Source organism: Aggregatibacter sp. (assembly GCF_057314075.1).
Window position 1 is genome coordinate 88,286 of sequence record NZ_DBHLAR010000011.1, and the last position, 23,706, is coordinate 111,991.

Annotated in this window: 23 protein-coding genes; 6 read left to right on the top strand and 17 right to left on the bottom strand. The window is 42.7% G+C overall.

The window, feature by feature from the left end; translation table 11 throughout:
• Window positions 1-2: 2 nt before the first annotated feature.
• From ACO5E4_RS07915 to oxyR, 8 genes are all read right to left on the bottom strand, one after another.
• Complete coding sequence (locus tag ACO5E4_RS07915) at window positions 3-1,550, bottom strand: class I SAM-dependent DNA methyltransferase (protein ID WP_485862652.1); 1,548 nt, start codon at window positions 1,548-1,550, stop codon at window positions 3-5.
• Window positions 1,547-3,511 (bottom strand): ATP-binding protein, encoded by a 1,965-nt coding sequence (locus ACO5E4_RS07920; protein WP_485862653.1) that lies wholly within the window; start codon window positions 3,509-3,511, stop codon window positions 1,547-1,549. The genes ACO5E4_RS07915 and ACO5E4_RS07920 overlap by 4 nt, the downstream gene beginning before the upstream one ends.
• A complete protein-coding gene (locus ACO5E4_RS07925; RefSeq protein ID WP_485862741.1) occupies window positions 3,508-4,755 on the bottom strand; it encodes a restriction endonuclease subunit S in 1,248 nt (415 codons plus the stop codon). Before ACO5E4_RS07925 ends, ACO5E4_RS07920 begins: the two co-directional genes overlap by 4 nt.
• 60 nt (window positions 4,756-4,815) lie before the next feature.
• On the bottom strand, window positions 4,816-8,163 hold the full coding sequence (hsdR, locus tag ACO5E4_RS07930; protein WP_485862654.1) for a type I restriction-modification system endonuclease: 3,348 nt from the start codon (window positions 8,161-8,163) through the stop codon (window positions 4,816-4,818).
• Between the two features lie 86 nt (window positions 8,164-8,249).
• Window positions 8,250-9,176, bottom strand: a complete 927-nt coding sequence (rfaD, locus tag ACO5E4_RS07935) for an ADP-glyceromanno-heptose 6-epimerase (RefSeq protein WP_485862655.1) — start codon at window positions 9,174-9,176, stop codon at window positions 8,250-8,252.
• Window positions 9,177-9,351: 175 nt separating this feature from the next.
• Entirely contained in the window at window positions 9,352-9,852 is a 501-nt protein-coding gene (locus tag ACO5E4_RS07940) for a protein disulfide oxidoreductase (RefSeq protein ID WP_485862742.1), read from the bottom strand.
• Window positions 9,848-10,468 (bottom strand): HTH-type transcriptional repressor FabR, encoded by a 621-nt coding sequence (fabR, locus tag ACO5E4_RS07945; protein WP_288677821.1) that lies wholly within the window; start codon window positions 10,466-10,468, stop codon window positions 9,848-9,850. Before fabR ends, ACO5E4_RS07940 begins: the two co-directional genes overlap by 5 nt.
• 11 nt (window positions 10,469-10,479) lie before the next feature.
• A complete protein-coding gene (gene oxyR, locus ACO5E4_RS07950) occupies window positions 10,480-11,376 on the bottom strand; it encodes a DNA-binding transcriptional regulator OxyR (RefSeq protein ID WP_485862656.1) in 897 nt (298 codons plus the stop codon).
• Between the two features lie 154 nt (window positions 11,377-11,530).
• On the opposite strand from oxyR, the gene pgdx reads away from it, so the two are divergent.
• Window positions 11,531-12,259, top strand: a complete 729-nt coding sequence (pgdx, locus tag ACO5E4_RS07955) for a hybrid peroxiredoxin PGdx (protein WP_006719770.1) — start codon at window positions 11,531-11,533, stop codon at window positions 12,257-12,259.
• A 61-nt stretch (window positions 12,260-12,320) separates the two neighbouring features.
• On the opposite strand, the gene ACO5E4_RS07960 is transcribed toward pgdx, so the two are convergent.
• Window positions 12,321-12,542: a SlyX family protein gene (locus ACO5E4_RS07960; RefSeq protein ID WP_485862657.1), complete on the bottom strand. Its 222-nt coding sequence runs from the start codon at window positions 12,540-12,542 to the stop codon at window positions 12,321-12,323.
• An 89-nt stretch (window positions 12,543-12,631) separates the two neighbouring features.
• Here ACO5E4_RS07960 and ACO5E4_RS07965 point away from each other — a divergent pair, with 89 nt between their 5' ends.
• The 5 genes from ACO5E4_RS07965 to ACO5E4_RS07985 all read left to right on the top strand — a co-directional run bounded on the left by ACO5E4_RS07965 (window position 12,632) and on the right by ACO5E4_RS07985 (window position 15,137).
• Window positions 12,632-13,360, top strand: a complete 729-nt coding sequence (locus ACO5E4_RS07965) for an FKBP-type peptidyl-prolyl cis-trans isomerase (protein WP_485862658.1) — start codon at window positions 12,632-12,634, stop codon at window positions 13,358-13,360.
• Between the two features lie 79 nt (window positions 13,361-13,439).
• Window positions 13,440-14,108 carry a helix-turn-helix transcriptional regulator gene (locus tag ACO5E4_RS07970; protein ID WP_485862659.1) on the top strand — a complete coding sequence of 223 codons (669 nt, stop codon included), beginning with the start codon at window positions 13,440-13,442 and terminating at the stop codon, window positions 14,106-14,108.
• A 2-nt stretch (window positions 14,109-14,110) separates the two neighbouring features.
• A complete protein-coding gene (gene tusD, locus ACO5E4_RS07975; RefSeq protein ID WP_485862660.1) occupies window positions 14,111-14,488 on the top strand; it encodes a sulfurtransferase complex subunit TusD in 378 nt (125 codons plus the stop codon).
• Window positions 14,485-14,847, top strand: coding sequence for a sulfurtransferase complex subunit TusC (gene tusC, locus ACO5E4_RS07980; protein WP_485862661.1), 363 nt, complete (start codon window positions 14,485-14,487; stop codon window positions 14,845-14,847). The genes tusD and tusC overlap by 4 nt, the downstream gene beginning before the upstream one ends.
• A gap of 2 nt (window positions 14,848-14,849) precedes the next feature.
• The gene (locus tag ACO5E4_RS07985) at window positions 14,850-15,137 is read left to right on the top strand and encodes a DsrH/TusB family sulfur relay protein (protein ID WP_485862662.1); all 288 of its coding nucleotides are present in this window, start codon (window positions 14,850-14,852) and stop codon (window positions 15,135-15,137) included.
• 8 nt (window positions 15,138-15,145) lie between these two features.
• On the opposite strand, the gene ACO5E4_RS07990 is transcribed toward ACO5E4_RS07985, so the two are convergent.
• From ACO5E4_RS07990 to ACO5E4_RS08025, 8 genes are all read right to left on the bottom strand, one after another.
• Window positions 15,146-15,913, bottom strand: coding sequence for an amino acid ABC transporter ATP-binding protein (locus ACO5E4_RS07990; protein WP_485862663.1), 768 nt, complete (start codon window positions 15,911-15,913; stop codon window positions 15,146-15,148).
• Between the two features lie 9 nt (window positions 15,914-15,922).
• Window positions 15,923-16,645, bottom strand: a complete 723-nt coding sequence (locus ACO5E4_RS07995; RefSeq protein ID WP_485862664.1) for an amino acid ABC transporter permease — start codon at window positions 16,643-16,645, stop codon at window positions 15,923-15,925.
• On the bottom strand, window positions 16,629-17,408 hold the full coding sequence (locus tag ACO5E4_RS08000; RefSeq protein WP_485862665.1) for an amino acid ABC transporter substrate-binding protein: 780 nt from the start codon (window positions 17,406-17,408) through the stop codon (window positions 16,629-16,631). Before ACO5E4_RS08000 ends, ACO5E4_RS07995 begins: the two co-directional genes overlap by 17 nt.
• 131 nt (window positions 17,409-17,539) lie before the next feature.
• Window positions 17,540-18,835 carry an NAD(P)/FAD-dependent oxidoreductase gene (locus ACO5E4_RS08005; protein WP_485862666.1) on the bottom strand — a complete coding sequence of 432 codons (1,296 nt, stop codon included), beginning with the start codon at window positions 18,833-18,835 and terminating at the stop codon, window positions 17,540-17,542.
• Between the two features lie 181 nt (window positions 18,836-19,016).
• The gene (locus ACO5E4_RS08010) at window positions 19,017-20,354 is read right to left on the bottom strand and encodes a surface lipoprotein assembly modifier (protein WP_485862667.1); all 1,338 of its coding nucleotides are present in this window, start codon (window positions 20,352-20,354) and stop codon (window positions 19,017-19,019) included.
• A gap of 173 nt (window positions 20,355-20,527) precedes the next feature.
• Window positions 20,528-21,454, bottom strand: a complete 927-nt coding sequence (locus ACO5E4_RS08015) for a factor H binding protein domain-containing protein (protein WP_485862668.1) — start codon at window positions 21,452-21,454, stop codon at window positions 20,528-20,530.
• 278 nt (window positions 21,455-21,732) lie between these two features.
• A complete protein-coding gene (locus ACO5E4_RS08020) occupies window positions 21,733-22,113 on the bottom strand; it encodes a pyrimidine dimer DNA glycosylase/endonuclease V (RefSeq protein ID WP_314955926.1) in 381 nt (126 codons plus the stop codon).
• Window positions 22,114-22,255: 142 nt separating this feature from the next.
• On the bottom strand, window positions 22,256-23,620 hold the full coding sequence (locus tag ACO5E4_RS08025; RefSeq protein ID WP_485862669.1) for a patatin-like phospholipase family protein: 1,365 nt from the start codon (window positions 23,618-23,620) through the stop codon (window positions 22,256-22,258).
• Window positions 23,621-23,706: the final 86 nt, after the last annotated feature.

Below are 23,706 nucleotides of genomic sequence, written 5' to 3' on the forward strand. Positions count from 1 at the left end.
GGTTAATTTAATTCCCGCATTAATTTATTTAACGCGAGTAATGCGGTTTCTAATTCATTTTTTGCCTGTTCGATCAATTCTAAGGGCTCTGGCAAGTCTTCGCTATCGACGGCAGATTTATCTTTTAGCCAGGAAATATCCAAGCTATCGCCTTTATTTTTGGCGATCCATTCACGACTGAAACTGCGCCAACGGCTATTTTCCGCCGTATGTTCTCCCTCAGTGAAAGACCATTCGCCTTCTTTGCGGGCATGGAGTACTTCCTGCAAATTTTCATCGTTAAATTTGACCGCCCTTGTCGGGTCAAAAACCTGCTCAAATGCTGCCAAGTGATGTTCCGTAAAAGGCGTACGTTTACCAAAGCTCGGCATATTGGTGCGTAAATCATACACCCAAACCTGCTGAGTGCTATTTTCTGCATGGTTAGAAACTTTGTTGAAAAATAACACATTAGTTTTAACGCCTTGTGCATAGAAAATGCCGGTTGGTAAACGCAAGATGGTGTGTAAATTGCATTTGTTCATTAAGTCGTGACGGATATCCGTGCCTTTGCCCGCTTCAAACAAGACATTATCCGGCAATACAACGGCGGCACGTCCGCCTTCTTTTAAATTTCGGTAAATATGCTGTAAAAAGGCAAGTTGTTTATTGGTTGTCTCATAAGTCAAATCATCGCGGGTAATCGCCGCATCACCGCCTTTAGAAGTGCCAAAAGGTGGATTAGCAAGAATAATGTCTGCCGATTTTAAGCGCTTTCCGGCCTCACCAAGGGTGTTTCCTTGCAACACCGCGCCTTGTGGACCGCCTTCAATGTCATGTAATAGGCAATTCATCAACGCCAAACGGCGGGTATTCGGCACCAGTTCGACACCGATAAACGCGTGCTTACTTTGAAATTGCTGTTCTTCAAAACTAATGTCCATGTAATCGCCGGTTTGTTTGCGCATATATTGATCCGCGGCGATTAAAAATCCGGCAGTACCGGCGGCGGGATCTTGAATGGTTTCTTTAGGCTGCGGTTTAATGCAACGCACCATAGCGTTAATGAGGGCGCGAGGCGTAAAGTATTGACCCGCGCCGGATTTAGTTTCCGTGGCGTTTTTTTCCAATAATCCTTCGTATAAGTCGCCCAACCCGTCTTTTTGCACCGTAAACCAATCCATTTCATCAAAATTACGAATCAGTTGTTCCAGGTGTTTAGGTTCACGCAAATGGGTTTGCGCATTATCATAAATCGCCATTAACAGCGGATTTGTATGCACCACTTTTTCGTCGTCTTTGCCGGTGGATAGAATCAATAACATCTTTTTGTAATCATCGAGTAACGCTTGTCCAGCCCGTCCGCTAAGGTCTTCCCAACGGCAACCTTTCGGCAATAAATGTTCGATTGGGTTACGCTCGTCATCGCTTTTGATCAATTCTTTTTCATGAGTCATTTTGATAAATAACAGCATGACCAATTCGGTGAGATATTGGTTGTAATTAATCCCGTCATCCCGCAAAACATCGCAGAGATTCCAGAGTTTTTGAACGATTTCGTTGTTGGTCATAATTCAATTCCTTTTTGTTTCAACCATTCTCTACCTTTCGGGGTTATTAGATAAGCTTGTTCCGGATGATTTGGGGTTTCTAGGAATTTGTAAGTTAACAGTTCCTCTTTTAAGAGAGGGGCTAAATAAGCTGTTCGGACATAATTTAAATTTCTGTTTAATGCTTTTGCGATGGATTCAGCTTGTGTAGCAGATTCCATACAAAGTATGAGAATAATTTGATGAACTTTGTCTTTTGTCGCTTTTTTTGCTAATCCTTGTAACTGCAACATCAGCAACTCTCTAGATTTATCGATGAACTCTTCAGGTTTATGAATGAACTCTTCAGGTTTATGAATGAACTCTTCAGGTTTATGAATGAACTCTTCAGGTTTATCGATTAGCTCTTCAGATTTAGTGATTAAGTTTTCAGGTTTACGATTAAATTGTTCAAGTTCCTTGTCTTTGGCTAAATCGGATAAAACATAGTACGTGTGTTGTCCTTTACCTAACATGATGAGCAGTTCTTTTTTACGAAGTTTCATTAATAATTTACTGGAAGATAGCGTATCCAGTCCGGTAATTTCTCTTAATCCGGAGTTATCTACATACCCCGTTTCTTTGGCAAGTATGAGTGCGGATGATTCTTCATCAGACAACTCGTAATCTGCAAATAATTTTAACCAGTTGAGTTGTTCTTCTTGCATTAAATGTTGCAACAAGAACACCGCTCGAAATTGGTTATCATCTTGATTGCTATAAAAGACCGGCGGGGTTAATTTTGCTTCCTTCAATTTTTTGCGCATTGTATTTATACCGCTGCCTTTTGTTTCGGCATAACGTAAATCATAAAGAACCGTTGCAATTAACGGGTTGCGGGTAATCGATTTGGGGCTACCTAAATCATCAATATTTTTTAAGGAGTAGCCTGCATTTTGTAATTCTAGACGGTTGCTGAAACGGTTAATTTGTGATGGTTGGTTTTGTGAATAATCACGGTGCATGAGCATATTTACTACAGCCTCACGGACAACGCGTTGCGGCAAAATAGATTGATCGCTTCTCTGTAATGCGTTTTCTTCCAGATTAAAATAGTTTGGCATATCATCCAAGATAACGCCCTCTAAGCGAGGAACAACACTAATTAGCGACTCTCTAAAATCTTTGGTATAGAGAAAACGCTGATCGCTTTCTTCAACCCATTGCGTGCCGATATGGCGAATGTAATCGATACGTGCCATAGGTAAGTGTTTGCGCAATGCCACATCAGAGCCAAATAACAGTAGACCGGCGATATTCGGCTGAATTACGCCATCTTTTTTTCGGATAAGATTAAATGCATTCAATAACTCTACATCGTCAAATTCAAGTTCAGAAGCATTAGGTTGTACTCTTGCGCGCAATTTACGGTAAAGCGTGATTTTTTCAATATCGATGTCTTTCCACGACACATTGGGTAAGAACGTATTTTCATACGATAAACCTTGTTTTTCGGTAAAGATGAATTGAAGTTCTTCCACATTTGCTTCATAGTCACCATTAATGCCTCTTCGCCAAATACCTGTCTTAGAAAAATTTTTCTTATTTTTACCCGCACTTTTGAAGCCACAAGGTTTGGAGGCTGGGTCCAGTTCAAACACTTTAATGGCAATAACGGTTTTATTTTCAATTGTCGCAATGCCGGCATCAATATTAACCACGACAGTGAATTGGTTGCGGCAATTTGTTTGAATTTGGTCAAGTACAGTATCCGGATTGTTTACACCTGAAACCCAATGTGTTGGATTGGCTTCATTTGGTTCACTAATGCCTAATAACAAGTAGCCGTATTCAATGCCACTTTCATTTGCAAAAGCACAAATTGTCTGCATAACGGAATCACTGACAGCATCTAAACAACGTTTTGCTTCAATATTTTTTATTTCTGATTTCTGCTGTTTTAGTTGTGTATAAAGCTCAAAAATTTCCTTCGGATAAATCATACGTTCCCCTGAGTTTCTGTCACTTTTGAGTTACGCCATGCCGCCGACAATTCCCCGCTGAAGGCTTTGGCTAAAATGGATTGGGTGAGCAAATTGACGTTCTCCAATGCCGCCTTTACTTGTGTTTCGATTTCGTCGGCAAGGGCGAAGTAGGTTTCGACTTTTTGGACGATTTGGGTTTGTTCTGTTATTGATGGCAACACAATGTTCCAATTTAATACAAATTCTTTTGGAACACGTTTATGCCCTACCGAACCGCTCATATTTAATGTGCCATTTTGTCTGAAACTGTCAGTATTTAAATTAAAATATAAATACTTCGGTAGAATACTTTCATTACATCTAAAAACCATAAATTCAGTTGAACCCGCTCCAATACCGTTTATCAAATTTTGCGCAACTGCACTTTTCCCATTTTCAAAACAAGGTGTAATTTTTGCTAAAAGCACATCATTATTTTTAAAAAACGTAAATCCTTTTTTAACGTCTTTCCAGTGTTTTTGTTCAAAAGTTAGATGTTCTGAAACGTTTTCAGACATTAAATGCATTGAAGAAAAAGAAACAACTAAATCATCTTCTAGTTTGTCTTTTTTAGGAGAAAAGGTTACAAAATTGCTAATTTTTCCTTCAGATAAAATCGCTCCATTCTCCTCTCTCCATTCCTCCGTCAATCGCCCGCTCACCGCATCTGCCAGCACCGATTGTCTGAATTGTTTTAACAGGGCTGGGATGGCTTCTAGACGTTGTTTGGTTTGTGCCACCTCGTCCAAAAGTGCGGTCAGTTTTTGGGATAAATATTGTTGTTCGGGGAGAGGGGGGATGGGGAATTCAAAATTCCATAATACCGAAGGATCAACGTGAGGGATGCCAGTCCCCTTTGTATTAGAATTTATATCTGAAAATTTAGAATATAAGAAATAAAATCCATAAGTATGATTTACCTTAGGAAATGATATTTTCATTAATGTGCTACCTAAAGCTCCAGTACTTCCTGAACCCACTAAACCTGCTCTTGCACCATCCCACACCATTAACAGGTCAGAATTTTGACATAGCCTAGCATTTTTTCCATCTGTCCAAGATTTGATAATGCCCTTTTCGAATCCCTGAATATCGATATAGGGTATTGTAAAAATATCATTTTTTTCATCATTTAAATTTGATGGTTTTTTGCCTTTTTCATACTGTACTACACTTCCTAATTTTTTTAGTTCCCACCCTTCCGGCAATACATCTTCTTTCATCACTCAAAAACTCCTTAAATTTTGACCGCACTTTTCTTTCGTTTTTATCGGTTGAGCGGGTTAACTGACGTTTTCCCACAGGGCTTCATTGATTTCTTCCAGCAATGGTTCCAGCTGGTTCTTCAACAATAAATCCACGCCTTTGGCGCCGCGATATTCGCGGGATTGCTCAAATAATTCGTTAATGCGGGCGCGGTCGATGATTTCATCGTGGTTAAGAATCAGTTGTTTGCGTAGGCGTTCCAGCCAGTCTTTTTGCGCTTTGTTCCAATCGTGTTTGGCATAGATTTTCTGCATGGCGTGTTCCACCCGTTGTTCAAAAGGAATTAGCGCGTCGCCCAAGGCCGCTCGGCGAATATGGGCGAGAATGCCGGCGGCGATCATCTGGTTGGTTTTTTCATTAAAGGCGCGATTGAGCGCGGTTTTATTGAACCCTTCCTTGTTGAGGGTAAGCTCGATTTCTTTTAATTGTTGGCGGGTGAGATTGCGCGGGCGGTTAATAATCGCCTGTAACGCCATGTTTTCGTTTTTTTGACTGGAGATATACTGCACAAAACGGGAAATATAATCATCGGCATTGCCTTTGGTGTCATAAAGGACTTTGACCTCGCGAATCTCATCAGGGTGGTGGGACAAAATCGGGTTGTGTTCGCTGCCGATTTCCGCGCGAATCTGTTCCAGTTGATATAAAAAATCCTGATGTTGCTGGAAGAATTGCTGCGCACCTTCCACGCCGAGTTTTTGCAGGTATTGATGCAGTTGCGCCGGTTTGCAGCCCCATTCTTGTTCGCATCCCGCCAAGAAGGTTTTGAGTTGCGGGTTCTTGTGCGCCTTATGTTCCGCTTTGCGCAACACGCGCATGATTTTTTGCGTGATTTGGGCAAACACCTCATTTTTGTGCGTTAATTCTACCGCACTTAGATCGGCATTTAGCTCCTCAATGAGCTGCTCCAAAGGAATTTTCACATCTTTGACAATCGGCTTCATAGTATCGACCTCTTCCAAGGCTTCATACAAGCCGACGGCATCGTAAATATGGAAAACCTCTTTGCCTAATTTTTCACATTTTCGGGTGGCGCGCCCTTTCATTTGTTCATACAACACACGGGATTTGACGCGACGCAGGAAAACCAAGTTGCAGATTTCCGGCACGTCGATGCCGGTGGTGAGCAAGTCCACCGTGATGGCGATATTCGGATAACGTTCATTTTTGTAACGTTTAATCAACTTTTCCGGATCATCGCTTTGTCCGGTGATTTTGGCGACGGCGGCTTGGTTATAAAGTTCGCCGTAAAGGGCAAAAAATTCCTCATCCAAAATACGTTTCACCATGTCGGCATGTAAATCCGTGGCACAGAAAATTAAGGTTTTTCCTTCGTCTAGCGGGCTGATTTTTTTTACCAATTCGCGACAAACCACCCGATTGAAATTTTCATTAATCACGCGCTTATTGAAGGCTTCGACGTCAAAATTCATTTCATCTTCCAATTCGGCTGAAATAATTTCTCCGGAGAAGGTATCAATGGCTTCCACCGCTTCGCCTTTGTCAAAATGAATGCCGTCTTGGCTTAATGCGGTTGCAATAGAGATTGCCGGTTCGTGATCTACCAAGAAATCATCGATTACCGCTTCACGATAAGAATAGGTAAACACTGGATGTCCGAAAATCTCAGTCGTATGTTTTGCCGGTGTGGCGGTTAAGGCGATTTTGACCGCGTCGAAATAATCCAGCACGCGACGATAAGTGGAGAGGTACTGCGCATTATCGCGAATTTCCAATTCGGCATCTGTCATTTCTTGATCGAGAGTGTAGCCTCGGTGTGCTTCATCAACAATAATGCAGGCAAATTGGTCGATAGGCGGCGGGTTATCGGAATAAAACAACTGTTTCACCATGGCTTGCACGGTGGCGACTTTTACTTTGGTTTCCGGTGCCACTTCACCGTTTAAGGTAAAATTATAATGCTCGGTCAAGGATTTATTTTGCTCCAGAGGCATTTCCCTAAACGTGTCATGAGCTTGGGTGCCGAGGGATTTTCTATCCACCAAAAATAAAATGCGGTTAAAGCGTTCGGCTTTCAGCAAACGATAAATTAAACCGACAATGGTGCGGGTTTTCCCCGTGCCGGTAGCCATTGCCACCAGAATGTCACGTTGTCCGAGAGAGAGTACCTTTTCCACTGCATGAATGGCATTGATTTGGTAGTAGCGCAGATTTAAGTAATCGACCGGTTCGTTTTCCAGTTTTTCTTGGGCTGCTTCCGGCTCATTGCGTAGCATGTCCAGTAATTTTTGCGGTGAGTGGAATGTATTGAGCGGACGTTTTAAATGGGAATGATGGCGAACGTCCCGAAACCATGTGCCGGATTTTTCTGCAATTTGTTTGGTGAGGGCGCGCCCGTTACAGGAATACACGAAGGGAAGCAAATAATGCCCTTCTTCATCATCCGCCCATGCTACTGTACGTTTGGCAAGTTCCCACGGGGCTTTGATGTCCTTTATCTCAATATGTTTGGCATAACGTTCCGCTTGTCTAATCTTGCCGGCAACATCCGTATTGGCTTTTTTGGCTTCTACGGCGGCGACCGGCATTAAACCGCAGAACAGCACATAATCTGCACGTTCCCTACCGCAAGGATATTCCGCAATGGCTTTATTTTTCCCTCTTTCAGGGCGTGCGCCCTTGGCGTAAACCAGATTTTCCGAATTCGCTTCCCAACCGGCATCACGCAATTGCTGATCGATAATTAACAGGCGGGTTTGTTTTTCGTCCAAATCCCATTTCTTTCTGCTGTTTGCCAAACGCTGATTCAGTTTGGATTGGTAGGCTTGTTTTTGTTTTTCCGTTTGTTGTGCCAGTTCGGCACGCAAGGCATTCAGTTCTGCTTCATATTTTTCGCGTAGCTGCTGTTCCTGTTGTTCACGGAAAGCGTTGGATTTTTCTACCGCACTTTGCTGACTTTCTGCACTATCCGCTTTGCCCTGCGTTTGTAAAATATCCTGGCTGAAAGGTGCTGGCTCAAATTCTTCCTGCCCGTCGGCAAAGGTGCAGTAAAACCACACGGCCAATTGCCACGCCAGCGCGATACTTTGAATCGCCGATTTACGATCGCTTTCGTAAGTGTGCGTTGCGTCATTGCCTTGTTTGCGTAAATAGTGAAATAGCGTCAGGATGTCTTGGTCAAGATCGAGATCGTATTTAAATTTTCGCAGTAAATCGTTTTGGGTTAATGAATTGCCCTCAGCAATGCGGTAATGCACGGCAATGGTTTTGGCAATGAGTTCGGCAAATTGACGGGTTTTGATTAACGCGGTATTCGGGTCGTGCCAGAAGTATTTTTCCGCATTGGAGGCTAGGGTAAATAGTGTCGGGTAGGCTTGCAGAAAATCAAAATTGGATTGTGCCATGATGGAATTTCCTTGGATTTTTATAAAACAGGGAAAAACGGTAAAAATATGAGATTAATGGGCGGAAATTATCCGCCCGAGTTTTATTATTTACTATTCAACCACGCCATATATTCCGCTACGCCTTCTGCCACGGTTTTAAACGGTTTGTTGTAGCCGGTAGCGCGGAGTTTGGTTAAATTCGCTTGGGTGTATTCTTGGTAGCGGGATTTTAAATGTTCCGGGAATGGGATGGTTTCCACTTCGCCTTTGCCATGGAATTTTATCACTGCTTTTGCTACTTCAGCGAAAGATTCTGCGTTTCCGGAGCCACAGTTGAAAATACCGGAAATGCCGTTTTGCCAGCACCAAATGTTCACCGCAGCAACGTCGCCTACATAAACGAAATCACGGCGGAAGTGTTCGCTACCGGCGAAGAGTTTCGGATTTTCACCTTTGAGAATTTGATTATTTAAGTGGAACGCGACACTTGCCATAGAGCCTTTGTGGCCTTCACGCGGGCCGTACACGTTGAAATAACGGAAGCCGCACACCGGTGATTGCGCTTCAGGTAAAATGGCGCGCACATATTGGTCGAATAAGAATTTGGAATAGCCATACACGTTCAACGGACCTTCAAATTCGCGTTCTTCGCGGAATTCGGTTTTGTCGCCGTAAGTGGCGGCACTGGACGCGTAGAGGAACGGAATTTGGCGATCTAAGCAGTAATGCAACAACTCTTTGGAATATTCGTAGTTGTTATGCATGATGTATTTACCATCCCATTCTGTGGTGGCAGAACAGGCGCCTTCATGGAAAACGGCATCGATATCGCCTAAATCATCGCCGGCGATAATGGAGGCGATGAAGTCTTCTTTGTCGCAATAATCAGCGATGTCTAAATCCACCAAATTAATGAATTTTGTGCCGTCTTTTAAGTTATCTACCACTAAAATGTCTTTACGACCCATGTCGTTTAATGCTTTGACGATATTGCTGCCGATAAAGCCTGCGCCACCGGTTACGATAATCATAGTTCTGTCCTCTTACTAGATATGAAAGTTGTCGCTCATTGTAATTGATTTACTCATCAAGGTAAAAGCATTCAAAATTAAGTTAGGCTTGATTGTTCGATGATTGATGCTGTTGGTAAAGCCAATGTTCAAAAAATGTTGGTTTTTTTGTGAGAGGTTTTAAATGTGTTTTTTCTTATAAAAACGTCGCCAAAAGCAATCGCACTTTTAAGCCCCAATAGCTTGTCCACCCTGTTGTTGCCAAGTCCATTTTGCCATTATGCAAAATGATAATCGTGGGCGTGACGCTTACTTCCCATTGATTTGCCATCTCTCCCTGCGGGTCGTTGACCGTGGTAAAACCATATTGATGTTCCGCCAGATAATTCGCCACATCTTGTGTAGAACCTGAACGCAATGCAACGGAAACCACAGGATAGCCTTCTTTTGCCAGATCATTAATTGCTGACGAGGTGTAACGACAGTAACTACACCAGGTTCCCCAAAAATAAAGTAGTGTTGGCTTGTTTTGATCCAGTTGTGGCAGAAAAAACGGGTTGCCTTGTAAATCGTATAACGCCGTAGCGTTGAGATTATCCGGTACAGTCGGTTTGCGAATAAAATCTAAGATACTGCTCATGATCACTAAAGTAAGCAATAAAGAAACCGCGTTTTTTAGTAATTTTTTGATATTAATCGATGTCATGGCGGTCTTTGGCTGCGTGTTTAGTGCCTTTAGCTAACATTCTGAGCTGTAAAATCAACCGCTCTTTTAACTGTTCCCGTTCTGTTTTACTCATGTCCAAGGCGTTGGCGCCGGCAGTAAAGACAATGGTTACCATGCCTTCCGCCTGTACGTAGGCAATGTATTGGGAATAGTTGTTTTTGTGAGCGATGTACTCTGCCAGTTCATCAATGAAATGTTTGATTTCACGGGCGGCTGCGGTACGGAAGGATTGGGATGTGCCGGAACTTTCTCGCAATAACAGGCGGAATACGTTTGGGCTGTTATTGATGAATTCAAAGAAGGTTTCCACCGAAATCACAATGACGCTGCCGCCGTTGGCGATACGTTTACGTGCTTGTCGCATGAGTTGACGTAGGGTTAGTCCCGCTTCGTCAACCATGGTGAGACCTAATTCGTTCATATCGCGAAAATGTCGATAAAATGAGGTCGGCGCAATGCCGGCTTCGCGAGACACTTCCCGTAGGCTTAAATTGGAAAAACTTTTTTCTGCCGTCAGCTGGTTGAACGCGGCATCAATGAGAGCTCGACGGGTTTTTTCTTTTTGTTGTGCGCGAATACCGACCATGCTTTACTCCATTAATCTAAAAGGGGTTTAACTGAGTTAGAAATGGCTTCAGCAATGCGTTCATAACGTACACGCAATGGGGAACCGGGACGGTAAACTAAAATGACATCACGCGCCGGCTGCGGTGCATGACATGGCAGATATTTTACCCCGCCACGAGCACCTTCGCTAAGAACGGCAAGTTGTGGCATTAAGGTCATACCGGCACTGGCCGCTACCATGTTACGCAAGGTTTCCAAACTGGTTGCTTGGTAATGTGAATTTTCTTTTGCGCCGGCAGTGAAACAATAGCCAAGGGCTTGATTCCGCAAACAGTGTCCATCATCTAACATTAACATTTCACGATCTTTCAACATGCTCATTGGAATGCTCTCTTCTTTTGCCCAAGGGTGGGTTTCGGAAACGGCCAGTAGCATTTTTTCGTTAAATAGCGGCACTTCGATGAACGGTTCTGTTTCACGCACGGAGGCGACAATAGCGCAATCTAGTCGCCCGGTTTCCAATTGTTCCAATAATTGATGGGTTTGTGCTTCGTACAAGAATAATTCGAGTTCAGGAAAAGCCTCCTGTAACATTGGAACAATATGCGGCATTAAATAAGGCCCAATCGTTGGAATGACGCCAACATGCAATGGACCGGTCATTTCTTTGCCTTGATTACTTGCCATTTCTTTTAATAATTTCACTTCACGTAGGATGGTTTTGGATTGATCAACTAACAGTAAACCTGATTGAGTGAATAAGACTTTGCGGCTAGTACGTTCCAATAAAATAATGCCGAGCTCGTCTTCCAATTTACGAATTTGGCCGCTTAAGGTGGGTTGACTGACATGACAAGAATCTGCCGCACGACGAAAATGCTTGTATTCAGCAAGAGCAACAAGGTATTCTAAATCGCGAATATTCATAGGTCCTCATTATAGAAAGTAACAATTAAAAGAATAGAATTAATTGATTGTGACTATATCATAATTTTACCTATAATTCATCGTCATTTAGAATCTGTTTAGGTTTTTTACAGCAGTTTCTAATCCGTTCCACATCATTAATAGGAGAAAAATCATGTCCAATATGGAAGGTAAAAAAGTTCCTCAAGTGACATTCCGTACTCGCCAAGGCGACCAATGGGTTGATGTAACTTCATCCGAATTATTTGATAACAAAACTGTTATCGTTTTCTCTCTACCGGGTGCATTTACCCCAACTTGTTCTTCTTCCCACTTACCACGTTACAACGAATTAGCACCAGTATTCAAAAAATACGGTGTTGACGATATTCTTGTGGTTTCCGTGAACGATACTTTCGTTATGAACGCATGGAAAGAAGATGAAAAAGCCGACAACATCACTTTTGTTCCGGATGGTAACGGTGAATTTACCGAAGGCATGGGTATGTTGGTAGGTAAAGAAGATTTAGGTTTCGGTAAACGTTCATGGCGTTATTCTATGCTCGTGAAAAACGGCGTAGTAGAAAAAATGTTCGTTGAGCCAAATGAGCCGGGCGACCCGTTCAAAGTGTCTGATGCCGACACTATGTTGAAATACCTTGCACCACAACACCAAGTTCAAGAATCCATCGCGATCTTTACTAAACCTGGTTGCCCATACTGTGCAAAAGCAAAACAAATGTTACATGACAAAGGCTTAAGCTTTGAAGAAATCGTATTAGGTCATGATGCAACTATCGTGAGCGTGCGTGCGGTTTCCGGTCGTGCGACTGTGCCACAAGTCTTCATCGGTGGTAAACACATCGGTGGTAGTGATGATTTAGAAGCGTATTTCGCGAAATAATCAGCCTATAGACTGAATAAAAAAGGGCGTCATGTTGACGTCCTTTTTGTTTTTTTGGGGGTTAATAATGTGGTGGCGGAGTTTCTTCTGTTTGACTGGCGATATTGGAAGGCTGCATGTCTTTCATTTTATTCACCACATAACGGAGTTGTAGCTGCATTTTGTCCAAAATAAATTGTTGCTCGATTAACGCCTGATTCAATTCTTCAATCACCGTTTCCTGAAAGGTGACTTTCATTTCCAGCTCGGCAATTCGTTGTTCTAAATGTTGCTGTATCGACATAATAATTTCCTAAATAAATGTTGTGAATTTGTTGAATCCGTTTTACCCTATCCAACGCATCTGTCACTTATTATAAAGGATTGAACACAATGTTAAAAATTCAAAAAGTCTCCGCTTTAGCGCTCATGTTAAGTGCGGTCATTTCCAGCAACGTTTTAGCAGCAGAGCAAAACGATGCTAAATTCAAAGAAGAATCTTCTTATGCCGTTGGTGTGTTATTTGGTACTGATTTACAAGGCCTTATCAATGCCCAAAAAGGCGTTATCGACTATGACAACGCAAAAGTGGTGGCCGGGATTGCCGATGTATTAAGCGGCAAAGTGAAATTGGAAGACAACAAAGACATTGCGACTGCCTTGCAAGGCATTGATGCTAAATTAAAAGCAGAGAGTGAAAAACGTGCCGCTGCAGTGGCACAGAAAGCCGAAGAGGAAGGCAATAAATTTGCTGCGGAATTTGCTAAAAAAGATGGCGTGAAGAAAACCGCGTCTGGTTTATTGTATCGCATTGAAAAAGCGGGTGCTGGCAATGCGATCAACGCGACAGATGTCGTAAAAGTACACTATACCGGCAAATTACCTGACGGTACGGTGTTTGATAGCTCCGTACAACGTGGTACTCCAGCAGAATTTCCGTTAAATCAAGTAATTAAAGGCTGGACTGAAGGCCTGCAATTAGTGAAAAAAGGTGGCAAAATCGAATTGGTATTACCACCGGATTTAGCTTATGGCAAAGATGGTGCCGGTGCGAGCATTCCACCAAACTCAACACTTTATTTTGACGTTGAAGTCTTAGATGTGATTCCTGCGAAAAAATAATTAAAAAAACGACCGCACTTTTCGGTGTTGAACTGATAAGTGCGGTCATTTGTTTGAATAAATATCAACACGCTCTTTCATGCTCACAGATAAACGCTCTTTTACCGACGAAGATCGCACGATTTTAAATTCCTATATTGCCGTGGTTGACGGTGTCAGTGCGCTCATCGGGCAACATTGTGAAATCGTTCTCCACTCTTTTGAGGATTTAGAACACTCCGCCATTTACATTGCTAACGGACATAACACCAACCGCCAAGTGGGTTCGCCCATGACGGATCTCGCGTTGCGTTCTTTGCACAATATGAAATCGGAAAGCGTTAGCAAACCGTATTTTACCCGCGCCAAGAAAAGCAGTGGCTTGATGAAGTCAGTGACTATCGCGATTCGTAACAGCACAAAACGTATTATTGGTCTGCTTTGCATCAACATTAATTTAGATGTGCCTATGTCGCAATTTCTGCAAAATTTTATCCCTGCATCGGAGCATGGTGAAACCTCTGCGGTGAACTTTGCCAGTTCAGTGGAAGAGTTGGTGGTTCAAACCGTGGAAAAAACCATTGAGGAAGTGACTTCCGACCGTATGGTGGCAAATAATAATAAAAACCGCCAAATCGTGGTTTCTTTGTATGAAAAAGGCATTTTCGACATTAAAGATGCGATCAATTTGGTGGCGGAACGTCTCAATATTTCCCGTCATACCGTGTATTTATATATTCGCCAAATTAAACAGGATCAGGATGAGTAATCATGGATTATGTATTGGTGGTTAAACAGCCAGTTTATGGGAGCCAAGGCGCTTTTCTTGCCTATCAGTTAGCGCAAGAGCTGGTTCAAAAACATCATATCCGCCAAATCTTTTTCTATCAAGACGGTGTCAGCAATGGCAATGCTTTGGTGTACCCGGCCAATGATGAATTCAATTTAGTCAAAGCGTGGCAAGTGTTTTCTCGCCAATTTAATGTGCCATTACATTTATGTGTCGCTGCGGCACAACGTCGGGGCGTGGTGGACAGTGAATCAGCGGCGGATAAAAGTGCGGTCAGTTTGGCAGACGTTTTTCAACTTTCCGGTTTAGGTGAATTTAGCCAAGCCTTGCTACAAGCCGATCGAGTAATTACCCTATGACAAAACTTGCTTTTATTTTTCGTCATGCCCCTTATGGCACGGCCAATACACGGGAAGGATTAGATGCGTTGCTTGCTGCGACGGCATTTTGTGCCGAAGAAGAGATTGCGGTGTTTTTCCTAGATGACGGCGTGTTGAACTTGCAAAAACAGCAACAAGCGGATGTTGTGTTGCAAAAAGACACGGCAAGTGCGTTGAAATTATTAGATTTATACGATATCGAACAGCGCTATGTGTGTGCCGATTCAATGCAGCAATTTCAGCTAAAACCGGCGGATTTCGTCTTGGATTGTGACGTGTTGTCGCGTCAAGCGTTGTTAAAACGCCTACAACAATGTGAAAAAATTCTGACTTTCTAATTATGCTTTATACTTTTTCTCAAGCGCATTATTCACAAACGGAACTGGAACAGTATTTGCTAAATGCCACGGCGCAAGATGCGGTGGTGTTATGGCAAGATGGCGTGTTATTGGCGTTAAAACAGGCAGATGTGTTGGCGCGTTGTCATGCTTCCTGTTTTGCCTTAGAGAACGATATTTTGGCGAGAAATTTAACCGCACTTCTGCCAAATGATGCAAAAGTGCGGTCCATTTCTTTAGCGGATTTTGTTGTGCTCAGCGAACAATATTTTCCTCAAATTGCGCTATAAAAAACGCGTTAAATTTCATATTCCACGCAAACGGGAATTTTTGCCTGCAACAAGAATTGCTTGGTACGTTCCTGTTGGGGATTTTCGAAAAATTCGCGCGCGTTGTTTTGTTCTACCACGTTGCCGTCAGCCATCAAAATGACGCGATCGGCTACATCGCGGGCAAATTGCATTTCATGGGTGACGATAATCATCGTCCAACCTTCCTGTGCCAGCAGTTTTAAGGTTTGTAGCACTTCGCCCACCAATTCCGGATCTAACGCCGAGGTGGGTTCGTCCAGTAGAATAATATCCGGTTGAACCGCCAACGCGCGGGCAATGCCCACCCGTTGTTGTTGACCGCCGGAGAGTTGCGACGGATATAAGTGCATTTTGTCTTTTAAGCCCACCTTGGTGAGCAATTCCACAGCACGTTGTTCCGCTTCTACTTTGCTTTTCTTTTGCACCACAACCATGCCTTCCATCACATTTTCAAGTGCGGTGCGATGAGGGAACAAATTGTATTGCTGAAACACCATAGATGAGCGACGACGCAATGCCAGTTCGTCCGCTTTGCTGATTTTCTTGGCAAAATCTAAGAAAAGGCTGCCGTCGGTAAAACGCAGTGTGCCCTGTTCAGCGCGTTCCAATAGATTTAAACAGCGCAAGAAGGTGGTTTTGCCTGAGCCGGAAGGGCCGAGAATCGCCACGACTTCGCCTTTTTCAATGTGAAAATCGATCCCTTTTAGCACCGGATTGCCATTAAATGTTTTATGAATGTTGTTCACTTCTAACATGTGATTTCCTTAGGCCTTGAGATGACGGGAGAGGCGTTTTTCCAAGCGATCTTGTGCAAAGGATAAAACCAAACAAATGCACCAGTAAATCAGCGCGGCTTCGCTATAAATCATAATAAATTCATAGTTCTCTGCGGTAATGTTTTGTGCCACGCGAAACATTTCCGTCACTAATACTAACGATGCCAAAGACGTATCTTTCACGTTGCTGATAAAGGTGTTTGCCAATGGCGGCACCGATACGCGTAAGGCTTGTGGCATGATGGTGCGAGTGAAGGTTTGATAATAATTCATGCCAATGGAATAGGAGGCTTCCCATTGTCCTTTTGGAATGGATAAAATCGCCGCGCGAATGGTTTCTGAGGCATAAGCGCCAATGTTAATGGAAAAGGCGATAATCGCGGTGGGGAACGGGTCGAGCTTAATGCCCACTTCCGGCAGCCCGTAGAAAATAATGAAAATCTGCACTAACATCGGCGTACCGCGAATGGTAGAAACATAAATACGGCAAAGTATTTGCAATAAACGCATGCCGAGATTTGGCTTTTCCACAATGCGAATCAACGCCACAACTAACGCGATAGCTACTCCGGCAAAGAAAGAAATCACCGCCAGCGGAATGGTTTTATCAATGGCGGCTTCCAACATAGGCCAAAAAGAGCTGATGACCTCATCAGCTCTTTCTGCATTCATAAAGGGAAGTGACGCGAGAAAATTATTGAGTAATGTCATCGCCGAACCATTTGATTGAAATTTGTTTTAAGGTGCCGTCTTTTCTTAACTCTTCCAATGCTTGGTTGATTTTTTCGATCAACGGTTCTTCTCCTTTTAACACGGCGAAGCCGGAAGGCACTTTTTCGTCACGTTTTACGGCAATTTTCAAACCGGCATTCGGTTGCTTTTTGAAGTAATCCAAAACAGCCAAGTGATCGTTCACTGTTGTTTCGGCGCGATCTTGCGTAATTAATTTCAACGCTTGTGCCAAACCGTCCACCACGATTAATTCTGCCCCGTTGGCTTTGGCGATTTTGCCGTAGTTACTGGTTAAGGATTGTGCTGCTTTTTTGCCTTTTAAATCTTCAAAGGTTTTAATGCTGTCGTCGCCTTCTTTGGTCACGATAACCGCAGTGGAATAGTTATACGGCGCAGTGTAAAGGTATTTTTTCAAGCGTTCCGGGCTTGGGTTGGTTTGGTTGGCGATTAAGTCGAAACGTTTGGCGTTTAAACCCGCATACATAGAATCCCATTGGGTTTCGTTAAATTGAATGGTTAAGCCTAAACGTTGTGCCACCGCTTCAATCACCTCCACATCAAAGCCGGTCAATTTGCCGCTGTCATCGTGGAAGGTGAAAGGGGCATAAGTGCCTTCGGTGCCCACTAATAAGGTTTTGGTTTTTTCTACACGGTCAGAAATTTCACCCGCCATGGTTTGAGTGGCGACACCCAATGCCAAACCGGATAACAGTAATACGTTTGTGAAAATAGATTTTTTCATCAGTTATTCCTCTCTTGCAAATTGACTTAATAAGACTAAAAGTGCGGTGAATTATTACAGTAAATTTACACCCAATAAAATAATCATTTTCTCTATCGTATAACCAAAAGAAATAAAATGATGGCACCAAATTAACGGTATTTATCCAAGAAACGGTAATAGTGCACGCCAATTTTTAATACGAGGTTTTTGACCAATTTTCCGCCGAATACTGAAGGCACTTTTAATTTACTGAAGATGGCCAAGCGTTCGTCGTTGCCTAAAATGGCTTCTGCGACAACACGTCCCGCCAAACCGGTGAGCGCCACGCCGTGGCCGGAATAACCATGGGCGAAATAAATATGTGGCGAAATGCGTCCGAAATGCGGATTGGAATTGATGGTCATGTCGATAGGACCGCCCCAACCGTAATCAATTTTAACGTTTTCCAACTGTGGGAAAACGCGCAACATATTGTGTCGCATGACCTCAATCATGTTTTTCTCGGAACTGGAATCGCTACCAAACAATAAGCGGTTGTCGGCGCTTAAGCGGTAATAATCCAGCAAATAATTGCTGTCGCACACAGACATGCCGTTGTTGATCACGGAATCAGCCGTGGCTTGATCAAGCGGTTCGGTGGCGATGATAAAACTTTCTACCGGCAGAATTTTGCGTGCAATGCCGTGGTGAATGCTTTTCGGCAAGGCGGCGATGTAGGCATTGGTTGCCAGCACCACATCTTTGGCGATGACAGCGCTTTGATCGGTTATCACTTCAATTTCTGTCGCCTTTTCACGCAAATCTACTACAGGTGATTGCTCATAAATACGCACGCCCAAATCCAAACAAGCTTTTGCCAAACCTAAGCAATAATTGAGCGGATGCAAATGCCCGGAATTACTGTCATACAACGCACCGCAATAAATCTTACTGCCGAGATGTTGTTCTAGTTTTGCCTTGTCCCACAATTGCATATTTTGATAGCCGAAAATCTCGTGGCTGGCTTTTTCAACGGCGATTAAATCTTCCATGCGACGCTCGTTGAGCGCCAATGTGGCATAGCCTTTCTTCCAATCGCACTGAATACCGTATTTCGCAATGCGTTCATCAATAATATCAATGGCTTCTAAGGACATTTCCCATAGCTTACGGGCGGTTTCTAAGCCTACTTGCTCGATATATTCATCGATGCCGTCTTCAAAACCGTTAATGGCTTGCCCGCCACTACGCCCAGATGCGCCAAAGCCAACCCGCGCGCCTTCCAGCACAATCACGCTTTTGCCCTGTTCAGCAAGTTCTAATGCCGTGGATAAACCGAAAAAGCCTGCACCGACAACACACACGTCAGCCGATTCTTTTTGATTTAACGGCGGTAACTCAAAATGTTGGTTACGGGTGACGGAATAATAGGATTCAATATGTTCTTGATGTGAAAACGCTAGCATAAATCAACGCCTGTAATGGAAAGTGGGTGCATATTACTACGCAAGGGGGAGAAGTCAATATTTGAACGAATGGCAAAAATGAACGATGAATTTTCTATGGCTTAAGCGTGGAAACATATTCCAAAAAAACACCGCACTTTGCTTTATGTTAAGGGGATTGATTAACAAAGTGCGGTCTATTTTAAAATCGTTTTTCGATTTCCAAGGAAACTTGGTTATTTTTACGTTGATAAAACGCCGGGATATTACTGTCGATGTTAAGTCGTTGATAACTTACCTTCGGCATTATGCCTTGCCATTGGAGCATTGGTGACCAGAGCTTAAATGTCATCTGTTTTTCTTTATCTTTGCGGGTGACGGGGAATAAGAAGTGTTCATCACCAAAAAGGCGGGTGCCGTAACGGGCATCTAGGCTAAAGCCAATTTTTTCTCTCCATTCATAGGAAACACCAAGTTGTAACCCTTTACGAATGTAAGATTCTTGTCGATCGCGGGCATATTGCCGTGACCAGTCGCCTCCACCGTAGATGACCAATTCAGGCATTGGATTCCAAGCCAGAATAAGCGTTGCTTGGTTTTGGGTTCCGTTATAGGAATTTGCATGACTTTTATTGACGTAATAGCGCCAATAACGAGCAAGGGAAAGATTAACCTGCCAATGAGGAGAAAACCATTGGCTATATTGTGTTAGTAGGCCATATTTACGGTTGTAAAAATGGCCGGAATACCATTCAAATTCCACTGTCGGCAGTAAGCGAAAGGATTTCACAATATCTTGATACTGGTAACCTAGCTGCAATTTTGTACGTTCTTCGTTGTATTTTCGATTATCCCAGTAATAAATGCCGTCAGCCCCTATTTTGCTAAAGATAAAATGATTTCCTTCAAGGTTTTTGGCGCGAGTTAATGAGGCAGCATAGCGTAAACCATTGGCAGATTGAGGTAAGGCTTTTTCATCACGAATGAAAGTACGATTACCGAGTCGAATTTCTCGTTGATTGGACGCATTATTTACATTATTGGTTTTTTCGTACAACAAATTGCCATCAAATTGCCAACTTTGGGCGTTTTTCATGGCGTGTTGGTATTGTTGAATTAATTGTTGTAAACCTATTGGTAGAGGCGTGTTAGAGAGTTTCTCACTTTCTTTTTGCGCTTGTTTGAATTGTTTATTTTCAAACAACATCGCCATGTAATCGAAGCGAACATAGGGCAAATCAGGATTTGCTACTAAAATATCGTGATAATTCTGAATTGCGTCGGAGTGTTTACGTTGGGCACGTAGCAAAGCCCCTTTTGCATAGCGGTATAAATTTTGATCGGCATGAGGAATGCGTTGGTAAATGAGTAGTAAATCAGCTAACAAATCCCACTGACTGCCAATGAGAGCTTGATTAATTAAATTTTCCGTTAATGCTAAATTCTTTTCTAGATCCTGTTGAGTGAGCTGAATTCCGCCGGTTTGTTTTGTTATGGATATTTGTTGGGCGGTATTAGCAACAACCGGTTGAGGCATCATCTCTATAGGGCTCCAAGTCGGCTTATCAGTCGGTTCAGCAAGTGCCGATAGAGATAGAAAAAGAAAACTCCCCAATAATTTATGTGTTAATTTTTTTTTCGTTATTTTATTCATGAGTTATTTTTCCGAAAATAAGACATCCGATCTGAATCGGATGTCTTATTAAGTGCCCGTTATTGTTGTTTTTCACCGCCAAAGCCGACGTTCCACTCGCCTTCTTTGCTGTTACGGGAGCCGGTGACATAACCTGCAACTTCTTCTGCTTTCGGTCCGAAAATGGAAGCATAGTAGTAGTATGCTTTCATTTTTTCCGTTTCTGCGCTGCCACTAATGCCTTTCACCCTACCAGCGGTTGATAGCGGATTAAATGGTGAGCCGGAACCAATGTTACCTTCTTTTAGCGTAATCTTACCGGTTGAATTAATGCCGGTTATGCTACCGCTTCCTTTTTTGCTATCAAAGTCGATAGCATAGGTCAACTCACCGGTTTCAACACCTTTCCCAAAGTTAGCAAAGGCTTTTCCTTGGTAAGTTGCTTTGCCTTTTAGCGATTTAATGACATCATCAGATGTCGGTAACCCGCTGATTAATTTCACTTGGAAGGTGTTTTCTTTACCTAAACGTCCTTTAGGATCAGGTTTACCGTCATATTGATATTCTGTCGGCAACGTGGCAATCACAACAGAATAAGGCTGTTGATAAAGATACATGGTACCTTTTTCACGCGTTTCAACGATTTTGTTATCTGGGTAAGCAACAAGTAATTCTTTTCCTTTTGCATCATATTTTCGTTCTAATAAACCGTCTGGCAACGCAGTAATGTCAATGCGATCGGTCATGTTATAAGTATGCCCATTGATCGTTAAAGTCATGTCTTTTTCACCGCTTGACCAGTTACCTGATTGTGGGCCTTTTACTGTTTGAATCGCTATTACGGATTTACTTGCAAGCACTTCTTTATAATTACGTCTGTAATCAAGGGACTTGCTTGCATTTTTGCTGTGTGATGCTTCACCTTGTAATGGTGGTTCTGAATTATTTGAACTACAAGCCGTCACGCTTAAAATAAGTAAGCTAACATAAGTTAGTTTTCTTAACATAATTGCTCCTTATGAATTTCATTATTAATATTTTCCTTTTGGTAAAATCAAACATCAGTAATACCGGCGAATAATCGTAATATATGAACATATATAGCGCAAGGTAAAAGATAATTTTAACTCCTTATTTTCACTATCTTTATTGATCGAAAACAATTTTGTTAAGGTGTCAATTCTGCTTTATCGTTACAGTTAAATTCTGAGCTAAAGAGATTTTTGAGATAAGTCACTTGGAAAGTGCGGTAGGAATTTGATGTGTTTTTGATTAAAACAAAATATCAACGGTGGGGAGTAAATCTTGCCTTTGCCGGCATGCGTTCTTGAATACGTGCGCGGTTGAGTGCGAGGGCGGTTTCTGTGGGCTCGTAATCTTGCCATAAGGCGGGATCTGGGGGTAAATCTTTGTTCCAAATGTATTGCACGTTAAACCCACGCGCTTTGCATTCGGCGTGCAGAAGATCATAACGTTTTTTTAAAAAAGCCATTTTGTTGAAGAAGAAACGCACATGCCCTTCGCCTAATTTGTATTCTGCCGGTTGCCCTGTTAAATGGTATTTGCCTTTGGCAACGGCATTGGGAATGCGAGTGAGTTCGCGGTGTTCGGCGAGCAAATGTTGATCGCACAATTCGGTGGGTGGCACCAGGTTGATTCGAGTCATGTTTTCTCTATAAAGTTAAAAATGATGCGTCATACTAGAAGATATAAGCGATATCGTCCAATGCCTTTTTTATTGGCATCCATAAAAGTATAAAGTGCGGTCAAAAATTGACGTGTTTTTTGACCGCACTTTAGTTTTTTGATTATTGCAACGCTTTCAATGCCTTGCGATATTCTTTTGATTGTTGCAATAAAATTTTAGCGGCTTCGCGCAGTTTATCCACGTCAGATTCCGGCAAATAGAAAGAGGTACCGATGTTGAGTACATCGTTTTTCAGCTGCCCTTCCGGTAGATTTTTTAAACTTAAATTCACAAAATAAATCTTAATTTTTACGTCTTTTTTACGCTTAGCATAGGCGTTCCATTGTTCGGCAAATTTTTGTGAATATCTCACCGTAGATTCCGTGGTTTTATCAATCGGAACATTTATGACTGTATTCACCACTTCTTTAATGCCCGGCACGTCGGCAGATTTATCAATGTGGCTGGTACGCTCGTTTTGTGCATTGACGTTGACCACGACAATATTGCGTAAATTGTAGTGTTTAAGCTCGGCATAGAATTTGCGCATGCTGAGTAAATTCGACATATCTAACAAACTGGCTAAACCTAGATTGTCTGTTAAGCCACCGTCCACCAGATGTAAATACGGTCTTTCCTCGCTATTTTGGTAACGCGCCACACGTTTTTTCATGGCTTCAAAATTGGTCAATAACAGCCGATTTTTCGGTTGTGTGAGCATCAGTAAGTCTTTCTTGCTTTCCGCATGGCAGGTGCCGCCGTGATTGTTTTGAGTGATTGGCGAGAAAATTAACGGCACGGCACTAGAGGCCGCCACTGCACGGGCGATTTCAACATCATTGAGATCCACGCAAAGCCAATCAAAGAAATCTTGTGTAAAGGAAATTTTTTGCTCCGCGGTCATGTCGGTGGCGTTAATGACAGCAAACGGCCCTTTACGTTGTTCAAGATCGGCAAATTTTTTTCCACCGTACAATGCGAGATTGAGTTGCTCTTGTAACAAATCGCTACGCCCGAATTGTGGGGAGGTAAGGCGAGGGACGTTGCTCACAGAAAGGACTTCGTTAATGACTTTTTTCTGGAAATTCTTTTTCAAAAAGAACTCATTAAATTTTGGAATAATGTCTTGTCCTTCTAACGCAAAATACGCTGCCAGCACGGAACCACCTGAGACACCATACACTACGTCAATATTTTGTAACAACGTATCGCCTTTTTCTGTTGGGCGTATTGTCGCATGTTGGAACTGTTCTAATACGCCGTAACCTAAGGAGGCTGCGCGTGAACCACCGCCCGAAAAGGCGACAATCACCAAATTTTCTTTTTGCAATGCCTGTCGCATGGTATTTTCTAAGCGATAGCCTTTTTCCGGCTCAATTTGTTCAATGGTTTTGGTGGGGTGATAAATAATGGAATGGCATGCGGTAAGTAAAGCCAAGATGCCAGCAAGTAAGGTGCATTTGAAAGGAAAGTGAAGGTGTTTCATAACAATATCCCTTTGCTGTGATTGGATAATTTTTATTCTACCTTGCTTATAAGCAAGGGGAAAGGGTGGTTAATCAAACATCGTGG

What these genes read in the sequence shown, in the direction of transcription:
- ACO5E4_RS08015 (WP_485862668.1), bottom strand. Translation starts at nt 21,454, where the DNA reads ATGTTAAGAAAACTAACTTATGTTAGCTTACTTATTTTAAGCGTGACG.
- ACO5E4_RS07995 (WP_485862664.1), bottom strand. Translation starts at nt 16,645, where the DNA reads ATGACATTACTCAATAATTTTCTCGCGTCACTTCCCTTTATGAATGCA.
- tusC (WP_485862661.1), top strand. Translation starts at nt 14,485, where the DNA reads ATGACAAAACTTGCTTTTATTTTTCGTCATGCCCCTTATGGCACGGCC.
- rfaD (WP_485862655.1), bottom strand. Translation starts at nt 9,176, where the DNA reads ATGATTATCGTAACCGGTGGCGCAGGCTTTATCGGCAGCAATATCGTC.
- ACO5E4_RS07925 (WP_485862741.1), bottom strand. Translation starts at nt 4,755, where the DNA reads ATGAAAGAAGATGTATTGCCGGAAGGGTGGGAACTAAAAAAATTAGGA.
- ACO5E4_RS08005 (WP_485862666.1), bottom strand. Translation starts at nt 18,835, where the DNA reads ATGCTAGCGTTTTCACATCAAGAACATATTGAATCCTATTATTCCGTC.
- ACO5E4_RS08020 (WP_314955926.1), bottom strand. Translation starts at nt 22,113, where the DNA reads ATGACTCGAATCAACCTGGTGCCACCCACCGAATTGTGCGATCAACAT.
- ACO5E4_RS07920 (WP_485862653.1), bottom strand. Translation starts at nt 3,511, where the DNA reads ATGATTTATCCGAAGGAAATTTTTGAGCTTTATACACAACTAAAACAG.
- tusD (WP_485862660.1), top strand. Translation starts at nt 14,111, where the DNA reads ATGGATTATGTATTGGTGGTTAAACAGCCAGTTTATGGGAGCCAAGGC.
- ACO5E4_RS07960 (WP_485862657.1), bottom strand. Translation starts at nt 12,542, where the DNA reads ATGTCGATACAGCAACATTTAGAACAACGAATTGCCGAGCTGGAAATG.
- ACO5E4_RS08010 (WP_485862667.1), bottom strand. Translation starts at nt 20,354, where the DNA reads ATGATGCCTCAACCGGTTGTTGCTAATACCGCCCAACAAATATCCATA.
- ACO5E4_RS07985 (WP_485862662.1), top strand. Translation starts at nt 14,850, where the DNA reads ATGCTTTATACTTTTTCTCAAGCGCATTATTCACAAACGGAACTGGAA.
- oxyR (WP_485862656.1), bottom strand. Translation starts at nt 11,376, where the DNA reads ATGAATATTCGCGATTTAGAATACCTTGTTGCTCTTGCTGAATACAAG.
- ACO5E4_RS07970 (WP_485862659.1), top strand. Translation starts at nt 13,440, where the DNA reads ATGCTCACAGATAAACGCTCTTTTACCGACGAAGATCGCACGATTTTA.
- hsdR (WP_485862654.1), bottom strand. Translation starts at nt 8,163, where the DNA reads ATGGCACAATCCAATTTTGATTTTCTGCAAGCCTACCCGACACTATTT.
- ACO5E4_RS07915 (WP_485862652.1), bottom strand. Translation starts at nt 1,550, where the DNA reads ATGACCAACAACGAAATCGTTCAAAAACTCTGGAATCTCTGCGATGTT.
- ACO5E4_RS07990 (WP_485862663.1), bottom strand. Translation starts at nt 15,913, where the DNA reads ATGTTAGAAGTGAACAACATTCATAAAACATTTAATGGCAATCCGGTG.
- ACO5E4_RS08025 (WP_485862669.1), bottom strand. Translation starts at nt 23,620, where the DNA reads ATGAAACACCTTCACTTTCCTTTCAAATGCACCTTACTTGCTGGCATC.
- ACO5E4_RS07965 (WP_485862658.1), top strand. Translation starts at nt 12,632, where the DNA reads ATGTTAAAAATTCAAAAAGTCTCCGCTTTAGCGCTCATGTTAAGTGCG.
- ACO5E4_RS08000 (WP_485862665.1), bottom strand. Translation starts at nt 17,408, where the DNA reads ATGAAAAAATCTATTTTCACAAACGTATTACTGTTATCCGGTTTGGCA.
- fabR (WP_288677821.1), bottom strand. Translation starts at nt 10,468, where the DNA reads ATGGTCGGTATTCGCGCACAACAAAAAGAAAAAACCCGTCGAGCTCTC.
- pgdx (WP_006719770.1), top strand. Translation starts at nt 11,531, where the DNA reads ATGTCCAATATGGAAGGTAAAAAAGTTCCTCAAGTGACATTCCGTACT.